Genomic DNA, 19,609 nt, shown 5'->3' with positions numbered 1-19,609 from the left:
CGGCCCGGCGTCGGATGACTGACTGTGCCCGAAGCCGTGTAGAAGCACGGGATACGGGGAACCTTCTGGTCCCCTGCTGCGTTTCTGCTACGTGCACAGTGACATCACGGTGACAGGGTGTGGCGACAGGCGGGGTGCGGATACCATGACCGGCACAAGGACGGGCGGCGCAAGGGAGTCGTCCCCTGGGGCGGCGCCCGGTGCTTCCCCAAGTCCTGCGGACAGGGGAGGCCCCATGCCGGGGCGAGGAGGGCGGGCCATGGTGCAGAAGGCCAAGATCCTCCTGGTCGATGACCGGCCGGAGAATCTGTTGGCGCTGGAGGCGATCCTCTCCGCGCTCGATCAGACACTGGTACGGGCATCGTCCGGGGAGGAAGCGCTCAAAGCGCTGCTCACGGACGACTTCGCGGTCATTCTGCTGGACGTTCAGATGCCGGGCATGGACGGATTCGAGACCGCCGCGCACATCAAGCGCCGGGAGCGGACCCGGGACATCCCGATCATCTTCCTCACCGCCATCAACCACGGCCCGCACCACACCTTCCGGGGGTACGCGGCCGGCGCGGTGGACTACATCTCCAAGCCCTTCGACCCGTGGGTGTTGCGCGCGAAGGTCTCGGTGTTCGTCGAGCTCTACATGAAGAACTGTCAACTCCGCGAACAGGCGGCCCTGTTGCGGCTCCAGTTGGAGGGCGGCGGCAAGGCGGTGCTCGGTGAGGCCAAGGAGCCCGCCGGACTCCTCGCCGAACTCTCGGCACGGCTCGCGGCCGTCGAGGAACAGGCGGAGGCGCTGTCCAAGCAGCTCGACGACGACTCCGCGGACGCTGCGGCGGTCGCCACCGCCGCTCATCTCGAACGCAAACTCACCGGACTGCGCAGGGCGCTGGACGCGCTGGAGCCGGGTACGGGGAGCGGGGCACCCTCGGTGCCGTCTCAGAACTGAAGCCCGCCCGGCCGCGTCGGGCGGCAGGGGAACGGCGTGAGGAAGCGTCAGTTCCCCTCCTGGCAAGGGCGACACGATCGGGTGAAGCTGGGGTTCCCCCTGTTCGAGCGAAGTCGAGAACTTGGGGGAGGCACACGTGTCGCTGTCGTCTCCACCGGTAACCTCACACACATGGCCCCACGTCAGTCCGCAGCCAAGAAGCCGCCCGCGAAGAAGGCGGTCGCTCCGACGAAGGCTCCGGCGAAGAAGGCCCCCGCGAAAAAGGCGGCCGCAGGCAAGGCGCCCGCCAAGAGGGCCGCGGCGAAGAAGCCCGCTCCCGCGCCGGCGCCCAACCCGACCGCGGGCGTGTACAGACTTGTACGCGCCCTGTGGCTGGGCATCGCGCATGCCGTCGGAGCCACCTTCCGCGGGATAGGGCGGGGCGCGAAGGGGCTCGACCCGGCGCACCGCAAGGACGGACTCGCGCTCCTGCTGCTCGGTCTCGGGCTGATCGTCGCGGCGGGTACCTGGTCCAATCTGCGCGGCCCCGTCGGCGACCTCGTCGAGATGCTGGTCACCGGTGCCTTCGGCCGCCTCGACCTCCTCGTCCCGATACTGCTCGCCACCATCGCGGCCCGGCTCATCCGGCACCCCGAGCAGCCCGAGGCGAACGGCCGCATCGTGATCGGTCTTTCGGCGCTCGTGATCGGCGTGCTCGGGCAGGTGCACATCGCGTGCGGATCACCCGCGCGCAGCGACGGGATGCAGGCGATAAGGGACGCCGGCGGCCTCATCGGCTGGGGTGCGTCCACCCCGCTGACGTACGCGATGGGCGACGTCCTCGCCGTACCCCTCCTCGTGCTGCTCACGATCTTCGGGCTGCTGGTCGTCACGGCGACCCCGGTCAACGCGATTCCGCAGCGGCTGCGGCTGCTCGGCCAGAAGCTCGGCATCGTCCAGGCCGACTTCGACGAGGGCGCGTTCGCCGAGGACGAGGAGCGCTACGACGAACAGTGGCGCGACGGGCTCCAGGCGGGCTCCCGCAGGCGCCCGCGCGCCACCGAGGCGTACGACCCCGACAGCGCCGAGCAGGAGGCGCTCACCAGGCGCCGGAGCCGCCCCCGGCGGCCCGGCGCCCAGCAGCCCGACATGAACCGGCCGATGGACGCCGTGGACGTCGCCGCGGCCGCCGCCGCGGCGCTGGACGGCGCCGTGCTGCACGGGATGCCGCCCTCGCCCCTGGTCGCCGATCTCACGCAGGGCGTCAGCGTGGAGCGGGACGGGTACGAGGAGACGACGCCGGTACCGGCCGCCCGGGCCAAGGTCGTACCGGGCGCCAAGCGGCCCCGGCAGGAGGCACTGCCGGTCGAGTCCGTCGTGCCCGACCTCACCAAGGCCGCGCCCGACGCCCCGCGCGAGCTGCCCCCGCGCGCGGAGCAGCTCCAGCTCTCCGGGGACATCACCTACTCACTGCCCTCGCTCGATCTCCTGGAGCGCGGCGGCCCCGGCAAGACACGCAGCGCGGCCAACGACGCGGTGGTCGCCTCCCTGCAGAACGTCTTCAGGGAGTTCAAGGTCGACGCCGCCGTCACCGGCTTCACCCGCGGGCCGACAGTCACCCGCTACGAGGTCGAGCTCGGCCCCGCCGTGAAGGTCGAGCGGATCACGGCGCTCACGAAGAACATCGCGTACGCGGTCGCCAGCCCCGACGTGCGGATCATCAGCCCGATCCCCGGCAAGTCCGCGGTCGGCATCGAGATCCCCAACACCGACCGCGAGATGGTCAACCTCGGTGACGTGCTGCGCCTCGCGGACGCGGCGGAGGACGACCATCCGATGCTGGTCGCGCTCGGCAAGGACGTCGAGGGCGGCTATGTGATGGCCAACCTGGCGAAGATGCCGCACGTCCTCGTCGCCGGAGCCACCGGTTCCGGCAAGTCGTCGTGCATCAACTGCCTGATCACCTCGGTGATGGTCCGGGCGACCCCGGAGGACGTGCGGATGGTCCTCGTGGACCCCAAGCGCGTCGAGCTGACCGCCTACGAGGGCATCCCGCACCTGATCACGCCGATCATCACCAACCCGAAGCGGGCCGCCGAGGCACTGCAGTGGGTCGTACGGGAGATGGACCTGCGCTACGACGACCTCGCGGCGTTCGGATTCCGGCACATCGACGACTTCAACGAGGCCATCAGGAACGGCAAGGTCAAGCTGCCCGAGGGCAGTGAGCGAGAGCTGACCCCGTACCCGTACCTCCTGGTCATCGTCGACGAGCTCGCCGACCTGATGATGGTCGCGCCGCGCGACGTCGAGGACTCGATCGTGCGCATCACCCAGCTCGCGCGCGCGGCCGGCATCCATCTGGTGCTCGCCACGCAGCGCCCGTCCGTCGATGTCGTCACCGGTCTGATCAAGGCGAACGTGCCCTCCCGGCTCGCCTTCGCCACCTCGTCCCTCGCGGACTCGCGCGTCATCCTCGACCAGCCCGGTGCCGAGAAGCTCATCGGCAAGGGCGACGGACTCTTCCTGCCGATGGGGGCCAACAAGCCCACGCGCATGCAGGGCGCCTTCGTCACCGAGGGCGAGGTCGCGGCGATCGTGCAGCACTGCAAGGATCAGATGGCACCCGTCTTCCGGGACGACGTCACCGTGGGCACCAAGCAGAAGAAGGAGATCGACGAGGACATCGGCGACGACCTCGACCTGCTGTGCGCGGCCGCCGAACTGGTCGTCACCTCGCAGTTCGGGTCCACCTCGATGCTCCAGCGCAAGCTGCGCGTCGGCTTCGCCAAGGCCGGCCGGCTGATGGACCTCATGGAGTCGCGCGGGATCGTCGGGCCCAGTGAGGGTTCCAAGGCGCGTGACGTTCTCGTGAAGGCCGACGAGCTGGATGGAGTGTTGGCCGTGATGCGCGGGGAAGCAGAAGCGTAGAGCCCCCGGCGAGGGGGGACGGGACAGCCGGCAACGGCGCGGTGAGCGCGGGGCGGTCGCTCAGGGAGCGGCCGGCCTGTCGGGCGGATGGCGGAACGTCATGTTCCGCACCCGGCTGATATGTGAACGTGACTCACCCGTAAGGAGTCGGTGGGCAACCGTTTCGCCTTGTCGCACGTCAAGTTGAGCGAAGGGACGTCACCATGTCCCTATATCAGGATGACCGGCCATTCTGATGGCGTACAAAGTCCCACCGCCCGGTTGCCCCACCCTTTCGTACCCCCCCTAGACTGAACTTCCAGCACAGGTGGCTACACGCTCGAAAGGCGCCCCCGTGTCCATCGTCAACTCACCTGACGGCAACTCCCCCGAAGACGAGCGTCCGTTCGAAGACGACCCTGCGGCCGAGCGGCCCTCGATCGGACGTGCCCTTCAGCAGGCACGCATCGAGGCCGGTCTGACCGTCGACGACGTCAGTAACGCCACCCGCGTCCGTATCACCATCATTCACGCCATCGAACAGAACGACTTCGCTCCCTGTGGTGGCGACGTCTACGCGCGCGGGCACATCCGGACCCTGGCCCGCGCCGTCCGGCTCGATCCGGCCCCGCTGCTCACGCAGTACGACGCCGACCACGGCGGACGTCCCGCGCCGACGCCCGCCGCCCCGCTCTTCGAGGCGGAACGTATCCGTCCCGAGCGCCGCGGACCGAACTGGACGGCCGCCATGGTCGCCGCGATCGTCGCGGTGATCGGCTTCGTCGGGTTCACCATGGTCAAGGGCGGCGGCAACGGAGACGACTCGAAGACTCAGGTCGCCGAGGGGTCCACGCCGACGACCAAGAAGTCCGCCGCGCCGTCCACGGCGGCCACCAAGCCCGCCGACCCGAAGCCGGACCCGTCCGACAGTGCCATCGCGGCCGCCCCGCAGGACAAGGTGACCGTTCAGGTCAGCGCCGCGGACGGACGCAGCTGGATCTCCGCCAAGGACCACAACGGGCGGATGCTCTTCGACGGGCTGCTGAAGCAGGGCGAGTCCAAGACCTTCCAGGACAGCTCCAAGATCAACCTCATCCTCGGTGACGCCGGTGCCATCCAGCTGTTCGTCAACGGCAAGAAGATCGAGGACCAGTTCCAGCCGGGCGCCGTCGAGCGTCTGACGTACACGAAGGGCGACCCGCAGGTCGGCTAGGGGTCCAGAGAAGTACGCCGTCGACGGGGTCCGCAAAGATCGGCAGGGCCCCTGCGGCGGATCAGGCCGGCTCCGGCGAACGGAGCTCGCAATGGTCCGCCGCAGGGGCCCTGCCCCCGTCGACGTGGGCTGTCACTGAGACAAAGTAGTCTTGAGCCCATGCCTGAACGCCGTACCGTCGCACTTGTCACTCTTGGCTGCGCCCGTAACGAGGTGGACTCGGAGGAGCTCGCAGGCCGCTTGGAGGCGGACGGCTGGCAACTCGTGGAGGACGCCGAGCAAGCGGATGTCGCCGTCGTCAACACCTGTGGATTCGTCGAAGCCGCCAAGAAGGACTCCGTCGACGCCCTGCTCGAAGCCAACGATCTCAAGGGGCACGGCAGAACCCAGGCCGTCGTGGCGGTGGGCTGCATGGCCGAGCGCTACGGCAAGGAACTCGCCGAAGCGCTTCCCGAGGCCGACGGCGTGCTCGGCTTCGACGACTACGCCGACATCTCCGACCGCCTCCAGACCATCCTGAACGGCGGCATCCACGCCTCCCACACCCCGCGCGACCGGCGCAAGCTGCTGCCCATCAGCCCGGCCGAGCGGCAGAGCGCCGGCGAGGAAGTGGCCCTTCCCGGCCACGGCACCCCCTCGGACCTCCCCGAGGGCGTCGCCCCGGTCTCCGGCCCCCGTGCGCCCCTGCGCCGCCGCCTGGACGGGTCCCCGGTCGCCTCGGTGAAGCTGGCCTCCGGCTGCGACCGCCGCTGCACGTTCTGCGCCATCCCGTCCTTCCGCGGTTCGTTCATCTCGCGCCGCCCCAGCGACGTGCTGAACGAGACCCGCTGGCTCGCCGAGCAGGGCGTCAAGGAGGTGATGCTCGTCTCCGAGAACAACACCTCGTACGGCAAGGACCTGGGTGACATCCGTCTCCTGGAGACGATGCTGCCCGAGCTGGCCGAGATCGACGGCATCGAGCGCGTGCGGGTCAGCTACCTGCAGCCCGCCGAGATGCGCCCCGGACTCATCGACGTCCTGACCTCGACACCGAACGTCGCGCCCTACTTCGACCTGTCCTTCCAGCACTCCGCGCCCGACGTGCTGCGCTCGATGCGCCGCTTCGGCGACACCGACCGGTTCCTGGAACTGCTCGACACCATCCGTTCCAAGGCCCCGCAGGCCGGTGTGCGCTCCAACTTCATCGTGGGCTTCCCCGGCGAGAGCGAGGCCGACCTCGCGGAGCTGGAGCGCTTCCTCACCGGAGCCCGCCTGGACGCGATCGGCGTCTTCGGGTACTCCGACGAGGACGGCACCGAAGCGGCGACGTACGAGAACAAGCTGGACGAGGACGTCGTCGCCGAGCGCCTCGCGCGTGTGTCCCGGCTCGCCGAGGAACTGGTCGCCCAGCGGGCCGAGGAGCGCGTGGGTGAGACCGTGCACGTGCTGGTGGAGTCCCTCGACGACGAGGAGGGCGCATACGGCCGCGCCGCGCACCAGGCACCGGAGACGGACGGCCAGGTGCTGTTCACAAGCGGCGAGGGTCTGACCGTGGGCCGTATCGTCGAGGCCAAGGTGGTCGGTACGGAAGGTGTCGACCTGGTGGCCGAGCCGCTTCCGGGCTCGCTCGTGAGCACTGAGGAGGCGGCCAGATGACCGGAGTCCCGGCATCCGCGGCAGGCGGCTCCCCAGGCGCCAAAGGCGCGACGGGCGCTCCCGGCGCAACCGGTGCTCCGGGCGCATCCGGTGCTCCGGGCGCATCCGGTGTTCCCGGGGGCGCGAAGCCGGCGCGGGGCGGGAAACTGGGCGCTGCGGCCGTCAATCAGGCCAGCCTCTGGAACATCGCCAACATCCTGACCATGATCCGGCTCGTCCTCGTGCCGGGCTTCGTGGCGCTGATGCTGGCCGACGGCGGATACGACCCCGCGATGCGCGCCTGGGCCTGGGCGGCCTTCGCCGTCGCCATGATCACCGACATCTTCGACGGTCATCTGGCGCGCGCGTACGACCTCGTCACCGACTTCGGCAAGATCGCCGACCCCATCGCCGACAAGGCGATCATGGGCGCGGCGCTGGTCTGCCTTTCCGCCCTCGGTGATCTGCCCTGGTGGGTCACCTTCCTGATTCTCGGGCGTGAGCTCGGCGTCACCCTGCTGCGCTTCGTCGTGATCCGCTACGGGGTCATCCCGGCGAGCCGTGGCGGCAAGCTGAAGACCCTGGCCCAGGGCACGGCGGTCGGCATGTACATCCTGCCGTTGACGGGGGCGCTGGCCACTCTGAGGTTCTGGGTGATGGCCGTCGCGGTCGTTCTGACCGTGGTCACCGGGCTCGACTATGTGAGACAGGCCATTGTGCTGCGCCGCCGCGGAATCGCCGAGCGGCGGGCGGCCGCCGCGGAGGCCGAGCGGTGAGTTCCATGGCCACTGAAGTGGTGCGACTACTCACGGTGAGGGGCGAGACGCTCGCCGTCGCCGAGTCGCTCACCGGTGGTCTGGTGGCTGCGGAGATCACCGCGGTGCCCGGTGCCTCGAAGGTGTTCCGAGGCTCGGTGACCGCGTACGCCACCGAACTGAAACACGAACTGCTGGGTGTCGACGCCACTCTTCTGGCCGAGCGCGGCGCGGTGGATCCGCAGGTCGCGGCCCAGATGGCGGCCGGGGTGCGCAAGGCGCTCGGCGCCGACTGGGGGATCGCGACCACCGGCGTCGCCGGCCCCGACCCCCAGGACGGACAGCCGGTCGGCACGGTCTACGTCGCCGTCGACGGGCCCTCCGAAGCACCTTTCATCACCGCCCGTGGCGGGAAAGTGGCGCCGCTGCGGTTGAACGGCGACCGGGCGGAAATCCGTATGGAGAGTGTACGCAGCGTACTCGCGCTGCTCCTTGAGGAGCTCGCGGGCGAACAGACCGGGAATGAGCGGGCACAGGATACGGAACAGAACGGGGGGTTTTGATGTTTGCAGCCCTGAGTGAACACGACATCGCTCCCCGCACGGCCGCGGCGCAAGGCGGTACGGTGGGGCGTGAAGGATGCGGCTACGCGGTCCGAGGAGGGAGCCACCGATGATTCTGCTCCGTCGCCTGCTGGGTGACGTGCTGCGTCGGCAGCGCCAGCGCCAGGGCCGTACTCTGCGCGAAGTCTCCTCGTCCGCCCGAGTTTCACTCGGCTATCTCTCCGAGGTGGAGCGGGGGCAGAAGGAGGCATCCTCCGAGCTGCTCTCCGCGATCTGCGACGCGCTGGACGTACGGATGTCCGAGCTCATGCGGGAAGTGAGCGACGAGCTCGCCCTCGCAGAGCTGGCACAGTCGGCTGCGGCCACACCGGTGTCCGCACCGGTGCGTCGCCCGATGCTCAATTCCGTATCGGTGACCGGTGTGCCACCGGAACGGGTCACGATCAAGGCGCCTGCCGAAGCGGTCGACGTCGTCGCCGCCTGACGCTCACCAGCTCGCCTTTCCTGAGCTGAGAACGCGTGGGACAAGCCCCGGCCGGGGCTTCTCCGGGGAGACCCGGAGGAGCCGGGCCGGGGTTTTCGCGTTCCACGACGTGCCTTGTGGGTCCATTTGCCGGTATCCGGCGTGGCCTCCATGGTGGAGGGAGGCGGCGAGGCCGGCGTCGACCGTCGGGACCGGTGCCGTGGCGCGGCAGGGTCGCCGGAGCCGTCGTGAATCGGAGGATGCGGATGTACGTCGTGAAGAGCTCCCTGTCCGACGCGGACCTGAAGACCGTCGCCGAGGCGCTTCAAGGTGCCCTGGTCGACCTGGTGGACCTCTCCCTCGTGGCGAAGCAGGTCCACTGGAACGTGGTGGGGCCCCGCTTCCGTTCCGTCCACCTCCAGCTCGACGAGGTCGTGGACATCGCGCGATTGCACTCCGACACCGTGGCGGAGCGCGCCTCGACCCTGGGCGTCCCGCCGGACGGGCGGGCCGCGACCGTGGCGTCGAGCAGCGGCATCGGACCGACACCCCAAGGCTGGATCAAGGACGCCGACGCCGTGCGGACCCTCGTGGAGGCGCTCGGCGCGGTGATCACGCGGATGCGGGGACGGGTCGCCGCCACCGCGGACCCGGATCCGGTGAGCCAGGACATCCTCATCGGGATCACGGCCGACCTGGAGAAGCATCACTGGATGTTCCAGGCGGAGAACGGGTGACGGCCCGGGAGCCGCTCTGCCCCGGGCGGTCCCGCGTGCCGTCGGTGTGCCCTGCTCGCGCGTGAGATCGGCGGCCCGGTGCCGCGCCGGAGGAGGGTGCCATGGCAGGGCGAATAGTGCGCCGGGGGGCTTTCCTGGTGTTCGGCGCGCTGTGGTGGCTCAGCGTGCTCCGGCTCGCGCTGGCGCCCGATGCCGGGGTGCTCGAAGGAGCGGTCGCCGCGGGCGGGTGGGGGCTCAGCCTGCTGCCGGTGCACTGTGTGCCGAAGTCCCGGGCGGTCGGCGCCGTGGGGTCGGACCGATGGCGGGACCACTGGCGAGAGAGCTGGCGCCGACGCGGGAGCGGCGGGGCAGGGGTTACCAGGGCATGGCGACGCCGCCGTTGGGGCGGAGGATCTGACCGGTGGTGAACGCCGAGGCGTCCGAGGCCAGGTGCAGCACGGCGTGGGCGATGTCCTCGGGTTCCCCGACGCGGCCCAGCGGTGACAGGCGCGCCATGAACGCCTCGGTGTGTGCCTGCCGCTCGCCGTGACGGTCGGTCATGGGGGTGCGGATCCAGCCGGGTGCCACGGCGTTGACGCGAATGCCGTGCGGGCCGACCTCGGTCGCCAGCGTCCGCGTCAGCTGTACGACGGCCGCCTTGGCCGCGCTGTAGCACAACAGGCCCGGACCGCCGGTGTCGATCGCGCCCGAGGCCATCGTGATGATGCTGCCCCGGACGCTGTTCGCGATCATGGAGCGCGCGGCCTCCTGGCAGGCGTACAGCACCCCCTTGAAGTTGACGCTCAGCACCCGGTCGAGATCCTCGTCCAGGGTCTCCAGGACCGGGCTGCTGTGCATGATCCCGGCGATCGCCGCCATGACGTCGACACGGCCGCACGACGCGACGGCCCGCTGGAGCTGGGCGCGGTCGCTGACGTCGAGCGGACGGCTGTGAGCGGTGCCGCCCTGGCCCTTGATCAGCGTCGCCGTGTCGTGCAGGCCCTGCTCGTCGACGTCCGCGCAGTGCAGGGTCGCGCCCGCCTCCGCGAGCAGGAGCGCCGCCGCGCGGCCGATGCCGCCGGCGGCGCCGGTGACGAATGCGGTGCGTCCGGTGAGGTCGTACGCGGCGAGGGCCATGGAGGGACGGTACGAGGGTTTCTGACGGGTCGTCAATTAGTTGCGCGGGACTTGGTGCGCGGCTCTAGCTGCGCCGTCGGCCGGGCGCCCGGGACGCGTACCCGGTGGGGCGGTGCGCCGTGGCGGTGTGGTGGCCGCCCGAAGGCGGGGTGGGGCCCGTCTGGCACCGGGGGCACCAGTACGTGGGGCGCTCGCGGGAACCGTCGCCCTGGTTCGCCCAGCGGATCGGCGTCGCGCAGCGCAGACAGGGGCGAGGGGCGCGGCCGTACACGAAGAGGTTGTGGTCACGGTGCCCGGTGGTGACGCGGGCCGGACGGTCGCGGTTGAACTCCAGCAACTGCTTGGCGAGGAGCGGCAGTTGGGCGGCACGGTCGGCGGGCAGGGAGCCGACGGGGAGCCAGGGGGTGACGCCGAGCAGGAAACACAGCTCGCTCTTGTACACGTTGCCGATGCCGGCGAGATTCCGCTGGTCGAGGAGGGCCTCGCCGAGGGGACGGTCAGGTTCGTGAAGAAGGTTCTCCAGGGCCTTGCCCGGGTCCCAGTCCGGACCCAGGAGGTCGGGGCCGAGGTGACCGACCGCACGGGCCTCGTCGGTGGTGCGGAGCAGTTCCAGTACGGGCAGGCGGTAGCCGACCGCCGTGCGGTCCGCCGTGCCGAGAACGGCCCGGATCTGGTGCGCGGGACCTCCGCTCCAGCGTCGGCCGGTCTCGTACACCTTCCACGAACCGTCCATCCGCAGATGCGAGTGCAACGTGAGACCGCCCTCGATCCGGGTGAGGAGGTGCTTGCCGCGCGGGGTCACGTCGAGGACGGCGCGACCGGTGAGGTCGGCCGTGGCGTACCGGGGCACCCGCAGGTCGGAACAGGTCAGGACCTTGCCCGCGAGGGCGACGTGCAGCCGCCTCGCGGCCTGCCAGACGGTGTCTCCTTCGGGCATGACTCCAGGGTGGCACGGGTGGGGGGCGGCCGGTCAGGCGCGGAGGCGGAGTCCGCGCGGTGTGGCGATGAAGCCCGCTCCTTCCAGGAGGGTGCCGAGGGGGGAGGTGAGGGCAGAGGCACCGTTGACGCGCTCGACGGTGACCGTGCCGAGCGAGCCCGCGCGGGCGGCGGCGGCGAGGGCCTCCGCCGCGGCGCACAGCCGCGTGTCCTGCGAGACCGAGCTGTCCGGGTCCGCGGGCCAGGCCAGCAGAGTCTTGCCGCCGCGCTCCATGTAGAGAGCCAGCTCGCCGTCGACCAGGACGACCAGGGAGCCTGCCTTGCGGCCAGGCTTGTGGCCCGCTTCGGTCGGGGGCTCGGGCCAGGGGAGTGCCGCGCCGTAGGCGTTCGCGGGGTCTGCGGCGGCCAGTACGACAGCCGGGGAGGCGGTACGCGTACGGGAGCGGGCGCCCGGGAAACCCGCACCGCCGGGATGGCCGGAGCTGCCTGTCGGGTACGGCGAGCCGTTGCGGTTGGACGGGGTGTTCCGGTGGTGGGGGGCGCCGGGGTGGGGGGAGCCGGCCGCGAAGGCGGAGTCGGCGGAGAAGGTGTGGTCGTCGCCGAAGTCGAGGTCGGGGCCGGAACCGAGACCGGAATCGGGACCGAGGGCGGAATCGGGGCCGAGAGCGGGGCCGTTCAGGGAACCCGAACCGTTCGCGAAATCGGCCCTGTCCACGGCATCGTCGCCGTGTCCCATGCCGTCGAAGCCCGAGCCCGAGCCCGAGCCGAATTGAGGGAAAGCGGGAGCGTCCGGGAAGCCGTGGGCGGCGGGGGAGTTGTCCGGGAGGGCCGGGTCGGACATGGCGGCGCCCCGGTCGCGTGCGTTCGCCGCCGCGCGGAGCCGGTCCACCGCGCCGTCCATCGCGAACTGGGCGGCGCCGAGACCCTCGACCACATAGCCGCGCCGTGCCTGACCACTGTCCTCGAAGGCCGACAGGATGCGGTACACCGCCGAGAAGCCGCCCTCGACACCTTCCGCCGCGACGGCGCCCCGGGTCACCACCCCGTGGCGGTCGAGCAGGGTGCGCGCCAGGGCATGGGCGCGCACGGTGGGATCGGGCTCGCGCTCGGGCAGCAGTGACCAGCGGCCCGCCACGGTCGGGGGCCCGGTACGCGACTGAGGGCGCGCCCCTCCGGTCAGAGAGCCGTACCGCCCGCGTGGCACCGAGCGCTTGGCGCGATGAGCCGTGGACCCCGCGGTGCGGCCCGAACCCAGGAGGGAGCGCATCGGTGCGAGCGTGTCGTTCGTGAGGCGCCCGGACCAGGCCAGCTCCCAGATCGCGTCGGCGAGCTGCGGATCGGTGGCGTCGGGGTGCGTGGTGGCGCGGACCTGGTCGGCGATCTGACGGAAGAACAGGCCGTACCCCCCGGAGAGGGTGTCAAGGACCGATTGATGAAGCGCGGTCGGCTCCAGGGGGTGTGCGGCCGGAAGGAGCAGGGGGGCGGCGTCGGCCAGATACAGCGAGACCCAGCCGTCCTTGCCGGGCAGCGAACCCGCCCCGGCCCAGACCACCTCCCCGGCGGCCGTGAGTTCGTCGAGCAGCGCGGGCGTGTAACCGGCGACCCGGGACGGCAGGACCAGCTTCTCCAACGCGGACGCCGGCACGGACGCGCCCTGCAACTGCTCGACGGCGCGCACCAGTCCGTCGATGCCGCGCAGTCCGTGACCGCTGCCCACGTGCTGCCACTGCGGCAGGAACTGCGCGAGTGCGGCCGGTGGAACCGGCTCGAGTTCATGACGCAGGGCCGCGAGCGAACGGCGGCGCAGCCTGCGCAGCACCGCCGCGTCGCACCACTCCTGGCCGATGCCCGCCGGATGGAACTCCCCCTGCACAACCCGGCCGCTCGCGGCGAGCCGGTGCAGTGCGCCGTCGGTGACGGCCGTACCGAGACCGAAACGGGCGGCGGCCGCCGTCGAGGTGAACGGCCCGTGGGTGCGCGCGTACCGGGCGAGGAGATCGCCGAGCGGATCCTTGACCGGTTCGGTGAAGGCTTCCGGGACACCGACGGGCAACGCCGTCCCGAGCGCGTCGCGCAGTCTGCCGGCGTCCTCGATCGCCGCCCAGTGGTCGGCTCCGCCGATCCGGACCCGGATGGCGCGCCGGGCGGCGGCCAGCTCCTTCGCCCACTGGGGCTCCGCGCCCCGCTCGGCCAACTCGGCCTCCGTGAGCGGCCCCAGCAGACGCAGCAGGTCGGCGACACCCTCCACGTCCTTGATTCGGCGGTCTTCGGTGAGCCACTGGAGCTCGCGCTCCAGCTCGGTCAGGACATCGGCGTCCAGGAGCTCGCGCAGTTCGGCCTGGCCCAGGAGCTCGGCCAGCAGACGCGAGTCCAGCGACAGCGCGGCGGCCCGCCGCTCGGCGAGCGGTGAGTCGCCCTCGTACAGGAACTGGGCGACGTACCCGAAGAGCAGCGAGCGGGCGAAGGGGGAGGGCTCGGGTGTGGTGACCTCGACGAGCCGCACCTTGCGGGACTCGATGTCGCCCATCAGCTCCGTGAGGCCCGGGACGTCGAAGACGTCCTGGAGGCATTCGCGCACTGCTTCGAGGACGATCGGGAACGAACCGAACTCGCTGGCCACCTGGAGCAGTTGGGCGGCACGCTGCCGCTGCTGCCACAGAGGGGTGCGCTTGCCGGGGTTGCGGCGCGGCAGGAGCAGGGCGCGCGCGGCGCACTCGCGGAAGCGGGCGGCGAACAGAGCCGAACTGCCGACCTGATCCGTGACGATCTGATTGACCTCGCCCTTGTCGAAGGCGACGTCCGCGGCGCCGATCGGCGCCTGCTCCGCGTCGTACTCCGTGCCCGCCTTCATGGGTGCCTGGTCGAGCAGGTCCAGGCCCATCAGGTCGGCGTCGGGCAGCCGCAGCACGATGCCGTCGTCGGCGTGCATGACCTGGGCGTCCATGCCGTACCGCTCCGAGAGCTTGGCGCCCAGGGCGAGGGCCCAGGGGGCGTGCACCTGGGCGCCGAAGGGGGAGTGCACGACGACACGCCAGTCGCCCAGCTCGTCGCGGAAGCGTTCGACGACGATCGTGCGGTCGTCCGGGATGTGACCGCACGCCTCGCGTTGTTCTTTCAGGTACGCGAGTACGTTGCCGGCGGCCCAGGCGTCCAGGCCCGCGGCGAGCAGGCGCAGGCGGGCGTCCTCCTCGGAGAGCGAGCCGACCTCGCGGAGGAACGCGCCCACCGCGCGCCCCAGTTCGAGCGGGCGCCCGAGCTGGTCGCCCTTCCAGAAGGGCAGTCTGCCGGGGACGCCGGGCGCCGGGGAGACCAGGACCCGGTCCCGGGTGATGTCCTCGATGCGCCAGGAGCTGGTGCCGAGGGTGAAGACATCGCCCACCCGGGACTCGTAGACCATCTCCTCGTCGAGCTCGCCGACCCGGCCGCCGCCCTTCTTGGGGTCGGCCCCCGCGAGGAAGACCCCGAAGAGCCCGCGGTCGGGGATGGTGCCCCCGGAGGTGACGGCGAGACGCTGGGCGCCGGGGCGGCCGGTCACCGTGCCCGCGACGCGGTCCCACACCACGCGGGGCCTGAGTTCGGCGAAGGCGTCCGACGGATAGCGGCCCGCGAGCATGTCGAGCACGGCGGTGAACGCCGACTCCGGGAGCGAGGCGAAGGGGGCCGCCCGGCGGACCGTGGTGAGCAGGTCGTCGACCTGCCAGGTGTCGAGCGCCGTCATGGCGACGAGCTGCTGGGCCAGCACGTCCAGTGGGTTGGCGGGGACCCGGAGGGACTCGATGGAGCCGGTGCGCATCCGCTCGGTGACCACGGCCGCCTGCACCAGGTCGCCCCGGTACTTGGGGAAGACGACACCGGTGGAGACCGCGCCGACCTGGTGACCGGCGCGGCCCACGCGCTGGAGCCCCGATGCCACGGACGGCGGTGACTCGACCTGGATGACGAGGTCGACCGCGCCCATGTCGATGCCCAGTTCGAGGCTGGAGGTGGCGACCACGGCGGGCAGACGGCCGGCCTTCAGGTCCTCCTCGACCTGCGCCCGCTGCTCCTTGGAGACCGAACCGTGGTGGGCGCGGGCGATCACCGGCGGCGCCCCCTGAGCCGCGCCCGAGCCTCCCATCAGCTCGGCCGGGGCATGCGCCTCGTCAAGGGGCTCGCCGGTCGCCCTCTCGTACGCGATCTCGTTGAGCCGGTTGCACAGGCGCTCCGCCAGGCGACGCGAGTTGGCGAACACGATCGTCGAGCGGTGGGACTGGACGAGGTCGGCGATCCGCTCCTCGACGTGCGGCCAGATGGAGGGCTTCTCCGCGCCCTCCTTGCCGTCGGCGGCCGGGGACCCGCCCAGCTCGCCCAGGTCCTCCACCGGGACGACCACGGAGAGGTCGAACTCCTTGCCGGACGGCGGCTGGACGATCTCCACCTTGCGCTGCGGCGAGAGATAGCGTGCCACCTCGTCCACGGGACGCACCGTCGCGGAGAGGCCGATACGCCGGGCGGGCTTCGGCAGCAGTTCGTCGAGGCGCTCCAGGGTGAGCGCGAGATGGGCGCCGCGCTTGGTGCCCGCGACCGCGTGCACCTCGTCCAGGATCACCGTCTCGATGCCCGTCAGCGCGTCGCGCGTGGCCGAGGTCAGCATCAGGAACAGCGACTCGGGGGTCGTGATCAGGATGTCCGGCGGGCGGGTGGCCAGCGCCCGGCGCTCGGCGGGCGGGGTGTCGCCGGAGCGGATGCCCACCTTCACCTCCGGCTCCGGCAGCCCGAGCCGCACGGACTCCTGCCGGATGCCGGTCAACGGGCTCCGCAGATTTCGCTCCACGTCGACCGCGAGCGCCTTGAGGGGTGACACGTACAGAACCCGGCAGCGCTTCCGCGGGTCCGCCGGCGGTGGCGTCGAGGCCAGCTGGTCGAGCGCGGCGAGGAAAGCGGCCAGCGTCTTGCCGGAACCGGTGGGGGCGACGACCAGCACGTCCGAGCCCGCACCGATGGCCGCCCACGCCCCGGCCTGGGCCGCGGTGGGCGCGGAAAAGGCCCCCGTGAACCAGCCGCGGGTCGCGGGGGAGAAGCCGTCGAGGGCTCGGTGTGCGGAGCTGACCATGCGTCCATCCTGCACCCGCCCACTGACAATCGCGCTGACCTGCGAGAACGCCTCGACTGAGCAGTGCGGAGCTGTGCGGAGCAGAGCCGGACACTGTGCGCAACAGAGCCGGACAGGATGGGGCAGGGCGGGGTGGACCGGTGCGGGGCGGGCGTCGGCGGTGGGTCCTGGCGCGGTGGCGGAGAATGAGGGGGTGGCAGGTTCGGGGCAGGAGCGGGCGCGGCACTGGCAGTACGCGGAGCTGCCCGGTGTCGATCTGCTGCGGGCCCGCTACGTCGAGAAGATCTTCGTGCGGCACACCCACGAGAACTTCGTCATCGCCGCCGTCACCGAGGGCGTCGAGGTCTTCCACCACGGCGGCGCGGACCAGTACGCGGGCCCGGGATCGCTGGCACTCGTCAACCCCGACACCCCGCACACCGGGCGGGCGGGCGTTCCCGAAGGCTGGAAGTACGGCGCCGTGTACCCCTCGCCGGACATGGTGGCCGAGATCGCCGCCGAGACCACCACCCTGCGCGGAACCCCCGGATTCACCCGTCCGGTACTCGACGACCCCTACGCGGCGGGCCTGGTCCACCAGGTGCTCCGGGCGGCGGAGGAGGGCAACGCGCTGGCCGCCGACACCCTGCTGCGGGTCGCCGTGACCCGCCTGCTGCGCCTGAACGGAGGACCGCTGCCGCAGCGGGCCGTGCGCACCGCGGGCGCCCGGCTCGCGGCACACGCGCGTGGCGTGCTGGAGGAGCGGATGGCCGAGCCGCCCACCCTGGAGCGGCTCGCCGCCGACCTCGGCACCAGCTCGTTCGCGCTGCTGCGCGCGTTCCGGGACGCCTACGGCATGCCACCCCACACCTGGCTGACCGATGCGCGGGTACGCCGGGCACGCCACCTCCTGGACGCCGGTTCCGCGCCCGCCGAGGCGGCCGTCGCCGTCGGCTTCACCGACCAGCCGCATCTCAACCGCCACTTCAGCCGGATCGTGGGGGTCCCTCCGGGCGCCTACCAGCGGGAGCGCAAGAACGTACAAGACGCCGCGGGGCGACTCCCCGTACCGTCCGACGCGTGGCACAACAGACAGCTCTCGCAGACATACGCAGTGAAGAAGGCGGAAAACCCGACGCCGCCGTCGTCCGCGACGCCCTTGGAGTCGGGGTCGCCGTCGGACTGTCCGGTTTCGCCTTCGGGGTGACCTCGGCCGGCAGCGGGCTCACCCTGCTCCAGACCTGCGCCCTCAGCCTCCTGGTGTTCACCGGGGCGTCGCAGTTCGCGCTCGTGGGCGCGCTCGCGGCCGGGGGCAACCCGCTCACCGCTGCCGCGGGCGCGTTCTTCCTGGGGGTCCGCAACGCCTTCTACGGGCTGCGTCTGTCCCAGCTCCTCGCCCTCCCGCGCGCGGTGCGCCCGTTCGCCGCGCAGTGGGTGATCGACGAGACCACGGCCGTGGCGCTCGCCCAGCCCACCCGCCGCAGCGTCCGGATCGGCTTCACCGTCACCGGTCTGTCCCTCTACCTGCTGTGGAACCTCACCACCCTGCTGGGCGCGGCCGGGGCCGAGGCCATCGGCGACACCGACGCGTGGGGCCTGGACGCGGCCGGGCCCGCCGTGTTCCTGGCTCTGCTCGCGCCGATGCTGAAGACCACCACGGAACGTGCCGTCGCGGGGATCGCCGTCCTCCTCGGGCTCGGCCTGCTGCCCGTGCTGCCCGCCGGAGTCCCGGTCCTGGTGGCCGCCCTGGCCGCCCCCGCCGTGCTCTACGTGACGGGGCGCCGCGGCGCGACGACCGTCGCCGCCGACGTATCGAGCGAGGCACCGGCCGGCGTGGTGAACGAGACGCAGGCCGGCGCACAGAACGACGTATCAGGGGAAGACCGTTGAACATCTGGATCGCCATCGGCGCCACCGCCGTCGGCTGCTACGCCCTCAAACTCGTCGGTCTGATGATTCCCGCGGGCGTACTCGAGCGGCCGCTCGTGCAGCGCCTCGCCGCTCTGCTGCCCGTCGCGCTCCTGGCCGCCCTCACGGCCCAGCAGACCTTCGCCGACGGGCGCGTCCTCGTCGTCGACGCGAAGGCCGCCGGGCTCGCGGCGGCGGCCGTCGCGCTGATCCTGCGCGCCCCGTTCCTGGTGGTCGTCGCCGCGGCCGTGGTGGTGACGGCCGGGGTCCGCGCGATGACGGGCTGACCTCCCGGCAGGCGGGGCCGACATCCGGCACGCCGGGACACCCGGCACGCCGGCGCACACGGACAGGCCGGCCTGGCGCCCGGACAATCGGACCGGCGGTGGCCTCAGGTGATGGACCGGCCGTACGCCCGGAGTGTGCGCAGCGCCTCGATCGTCACCATGGGGCGGCACTCCAGGGCGGTGCCCGGCGCCCACTGACGCCAGCGGATCGGCCACCCGCCGTCCTCCTGCTGCTCGTCCGCGAGGTGGTCCAGCGAGCGCGCCATCTCCTCGTCGGTGAACCACGCGCGCGCGAGCGAGTCCGGGGTCCGGGCGTAGTCGTGCGGGAAGTGGTGCTCCCCCGGCGCGTAACCGGGCGGGACGGGGTACGCCTCCAGGCGGCCGGGGTCCAGCACGGCGAGCCGCTGCTCACGGACGAGGCGGCCCAGCCGGTCGGCGCTCGCCTCCGCGCGCGGGCGGTCGGCCGCGGAGTCCAGGAAGGCGACCGCCGCCTCGATCTCGTACGGATGGGACTTCTCCAGGGACTCGACCGCCTGCCAGCAGAAGTCGGTGGCCCGGAACAGCCACGCGTTCCATACCTCGTTGCGGTGCAGCAGGCCGACCACCGGGCCGGTGGCGAGGAGTTCGCTCGGCGGATCGTCGACGATCGGCACGAAGGGGGCCGTCGGATAGCCGCGCTGGCTGGGACGGATGGCGGGCAGCGCGCCGTCCGCCGTCGACACGGACGTCAGATAGCGGCACACCCGCTCCACGCGCTGCCCGCCGCAGCGGCCGATCGAGTCGAGCACCCGCAGCGCGTGCCCGGTGTGCAGCGGCTGGCTGACGGGGCCCCGCAGATCGGGTTCGAGCGCGTGACCGTACCCCTCGTCGTCGTTGCGGTAGGCGGCCAGCGCGGTCTCCACCGCGTCGGCTCCGCCGCCGAGGAAGTGGTAGGCGAAGCGGCGCTGTTCCAGCACGCGTGCGGTGAGCCAGACGAAGTGCTCGGCGCGTGCGAGTGGGGAGTGCGCGGGGGGCGTCTGGGGGAGTGGAGATTCTCCGGTTTCGGCCATGCGTCAGACCGTAGGGCGGAAAGCGGTCTCGGCACGCGGTCCCGGCTCGGGCCCACTCTCAGGGG

General features: G+C 71.7%; 15 protein-coding genes. 11 read left to right on the top strand and 4 right to left on the bottom strand.

Translation table 11 applies throughout. From position 1 onward, the window contains the following. Positions 1 to 259: 259 nt before the first annotated feature. The 8 genes from ACZ4N5_RS14510 to ACZ4N5_RS14475 all read left to right on the top strand — a co-directional run bounded on the left by ACZ4N5_RS14510 (position 260) and on the right by ACZ4N5_RS14475 (position 9,177). Positions 260 to 943 (top strand): response regulator, encoded by a 684-nt coding sequence (locus ACZ4N5_RS14510; protein WP_467757417.1) that lies wholly within the window; start codon positions 260 to 262, stop codon positions 941 to 943. A gap of 171 nt (positions 944 to 1,114) precedes the next feature. After that, positions 1,115 to 3,853 carry a DNA translocase FtsK gene (locus ACZ4N5_RS14505; protein ID WP_467757416.1) on the top strand — a complete coding sequence of 913 codons (2,739 nt, stop codon included), beginning with the start codon at positions 1,115 to 1,117 and terminating at the stop codon, positions 3,851 to 3,853. A gap of 334 nt (positions 3,854 to 4,187) precedes the next feature. Continuing rightward, the gene (locus ACZ4N5_RS14500) at positions 4,188 to 5,045 is read left to right on the top strand and encodes a helix-turn-helix domain-containing protein (RefSeq protein ID WP_467757415.1); all 858 of its coding nucleotides are present in this window, start codon (positions 4,188 to 4,190) and stop codon (positions 5,043 to 5,045) included. A 159-nt stretch (positions 5,046 to 5,204) separates the two neighbouring features. Then, positions 5,205 to 6,680 (top strand): 30S ribosomal protein S12 methylthiotransferase RimO, encoded by a 1,476-nt coding sequence (gene rimO, locus ACZ4N5_RS14495; RefSeq protein WP_467757414.1) that lies wholly within the window; start codon positions 5,205 to 5,207, stop codon positions 6,678 to 6,680. Beyond that, positions 6,677 to 7,435 (top strand): CDP-diacylglycerol--glycerol-3-phosphate 3-phosphatidyltransferase, encoded by a 759-nt coding sequence (pgsA, locus tag ACZ4N5_RS14490; protein ID WP_467757413.1) that lies wholly within the window; start codon positions 6,677 to 6,679, stop codon positions 7,433 to 7,435. Before rimO ends, pgsA begins: the two co-directional genes overlap by 4 nt. Beyond that, positions 7,432 to 7,977 (top strand): CinA family protein, encoded by a 546-nt coding sequence (locus ACZ4N5_RS14485; RefSeq protein WP_467757412.1) that lies wholly within the window; start codon positions 7,432 to 7,434, stop codon positions 7,975 to 7,977. Before pgsA ends, ACZ4N5_RS14485 begins: the two co-directional genes overlap by 4 nt. A 109-nt stretch (positions 7,978 to 8,086) precedes the next feature. Then, the gene (locus tag ACZ4N5_RS14480; RefSeq protein ID WP_467757411.1) at positions 8,087 to 8,461 is read left to right on the top strand and encodes a helix-turn-helix domain-containing protein; all 375 of its coding nucleotides are present in this window, start codon (positions 8,087 to 8,089) and stop codon (positions 8,459 to 8,461) included. Positions 8,462 to 8,706: 245 nt separating this feature from the next. Then, a complete protein-coding gene (locus ACZ4N5_RS14475; RefSeq protein WP_467757432.1) occupies positions 8,707 to 9,177 on the top strand; it encodes a Dps family protein in 471 nt (156 codons plus the stop codon). 354 nt (positions 9,178 to 9,531) lie between these two features. Here ACZ4N5_RS14475 and ACZ4N5_RS14470 read toward each other — a convergent pair whose 3' ends face one another. The 3 genes from ACZ4N5_RS14470 to ACZ4N5_RS14460 all read right to left on the bottom strand — a co-directional run bounded on the left by ACZ4N5_RS14470 (position 9,532) and on the right by ACZ4N5_RS14460 (position 16,321). Next, positions 9,532 to 10,293, bottom strand: a complete 762-nt coding sequence (locus ACZ4N5_RS14470; RefSeq protein ID WP_467757410.1) for an SDR family NAD(P)-dependent oxidoreductase — start codon at positions 10,291 to 10,293, stop codon at positions 9,532 to 9,534. Positions 10,294 to 10,357: 64 nt separating this feature from the next. Next, positions 10,358 to 11,230, bottom strand: coding sequence for an Fpg/Nei family DNA glycosylase (locus tag ACZ4N5_RS14465; RefSeq protein WP_467757409.1), 873 nt, complete (start codon positions 11,228 to 11,230; stop codon positions 10,358 to 10,360). A gap of 33 nt (positions 11,231 to 11,263) precedes the next feature. Beyond that, positions 11,264 to 16,321, bottom strand: coding sequence for an ATP-dependent helicase (locus tag ACZ4N5_RS14460; protein WP_467757408.1), 5,058 nt, complete (start codon positions 16,319 to 16,321; stop codon positions 11,264 to 11,266). 193 nt (positions 16,322 to 16,514) lie between these two features. On the opposite strand from ACZ4N5_RS14460, the gene ACZ4N5_RS14455 reads away from it, so the two are divergent. The 3 genes from ACZ4N5_RS14455 to ACZ4N5_RS14445 are packed head-to-tail and all read left to right on the top strand — an operon-like array spanning position 16,515 to position 18,495. Beyond that, complete coding sequence (locus ACZ4N5_RS14455; protein ID WP_467757407.1) at positions 16,515 to 17,507, top strand: AraC family transcriptional regulator; 993 nt, start codon at positions 16,515 to 16,517, stop codon at positions 17,505 to 17,507. Beyond that, positions 17,408 to 18,190, top strand: a complete 783-nt coding sequence (locus ACZ4N5_RS14450; RefSeq protein WP_467757431.1) for an AzlC family ABC transporter permease — start codon at positions 17,408 to 17,410, stop codon at positions 18,188 to 18,190. The genes ACZ4N5_RS14455 and ACZ4N5_RS14450 overlap by 100 nt, the downstream gene beginning before the upstream one ends. Then, a complete protein-coding gene (locus ACZ4N5_RS14445) occupies positions 18,187 to 18,495 on the top strand; it encodes an AzlD domain-containing protein (RefSeq protein WP_467757406.1) in 309 nt (102 codons plus the stop codon). Before ACZ4N5_RS14450 ends, ACZ4N5_RS14445 begins: the two co-directional genes overlap by 4 nt. A 104-nt stretch (positions 18,496 to 18,599) precedes the next feature. Here ACZ4N5_RS14445 and ACZ4N5_RS14440 read toward each other — a convergent pair whose 3' ends face one another. Continuing rightward, a complete protein-coding gene (locus tag ACZ4N5_RS14440; protein WP_467757405.1) occupies positions 18,600 to 19,544 on the bottom strand; it encodes a hypothetical protein in 945 nt (314 codons plus the stop codon). Positions 19,545 to 19,609: the final 65 nt, after the last annotated feature.

The sequence above is a fragment of the Streptomyces sp. NPDC026500 genome (assembly GCF_055567635.1).
Note: the sequence above shows the minus strand (reverse complement) of the source record. Positions and strands in the feature narration are given on the sequence as shown.

Excerpts from the sequence above, each read along its gene's own strand:
- ACZ4N5_RS14475 (WP_467757432.1), top strand. The coding sequence starts at position 8,707 with ATGTACGTCGTGAAGAGCTCCCTGTCCGACGCGGACCTGAAGACCGTC.
- ACZ4N5_RS14480 (WP_467757411.1), top strand. The coding sequence starts at position 8,087 with ATGATTCTGCTCCGTCGCCTGCTGGGTGACGTGCTGCGTCGGCAGCGC.
- ACZ4N5_RS14440 (WP_467757405.1), bottom strand. The coding sequence starts at position 19,544 with ATGGCCGAAACCGGAGAATCTCCACTCCCCCAGACGCCCCCCGCGCAC.
- ACZ4N5_RS14510 (WP_467757417.1), top strand. The coding sequence starts at position 260 with ATGGTGCAGAAGGCCAAGATCCTCCTGGTCGATGACCGGCCGGAGAAT.
- ACZ4N5_RS14470 (WP_467757410.1), bottom strand. The coding sequence starts at position 10,293 with ATGGCCCTCGCCGCGTACGACCTCACCGGACGCACCGCATTCGTCACC.
- ACZ4N5_RS14505 (WP_467757416.1), top strand. The coding sequence starts at position 1,115 with ATGGCCCCACGTCAGTCCGCAGCCAAGAAGCCGCCCGCGAAGAAGGCG.
- rimO (WP_467757414.1), top strand. The coding sequence starts at position 5,205 with ATGCCTGAACGCCGTACCGTCGCACTTGTCACTCTTGGCTGCGCCCGT.
- ACZ4N5_RS14465 (WP_467757409.1), bottom strand. The coding sequence starts at position 11,230 with ATGCCCGAAGGAGACACCGTCTGGCAGGCCGCGAGGCGGCTGCACGTC.
- ACZ4N5_RS14460 (WP_467757408.1), bottom strand. The coding sequence starts at position 16,321 with ATGGTCAGCTCCGCACACCGAGCCCTCGACGGCTTCTCCCCCGCGACC.
- pgsA (WP_467757413.1), top strand. The coding sequence starts at position 6,677 with ATGACCGGAGTCCCGGCATCCGCGGCAGGCGGCTCCCCAGGCGCCAAA.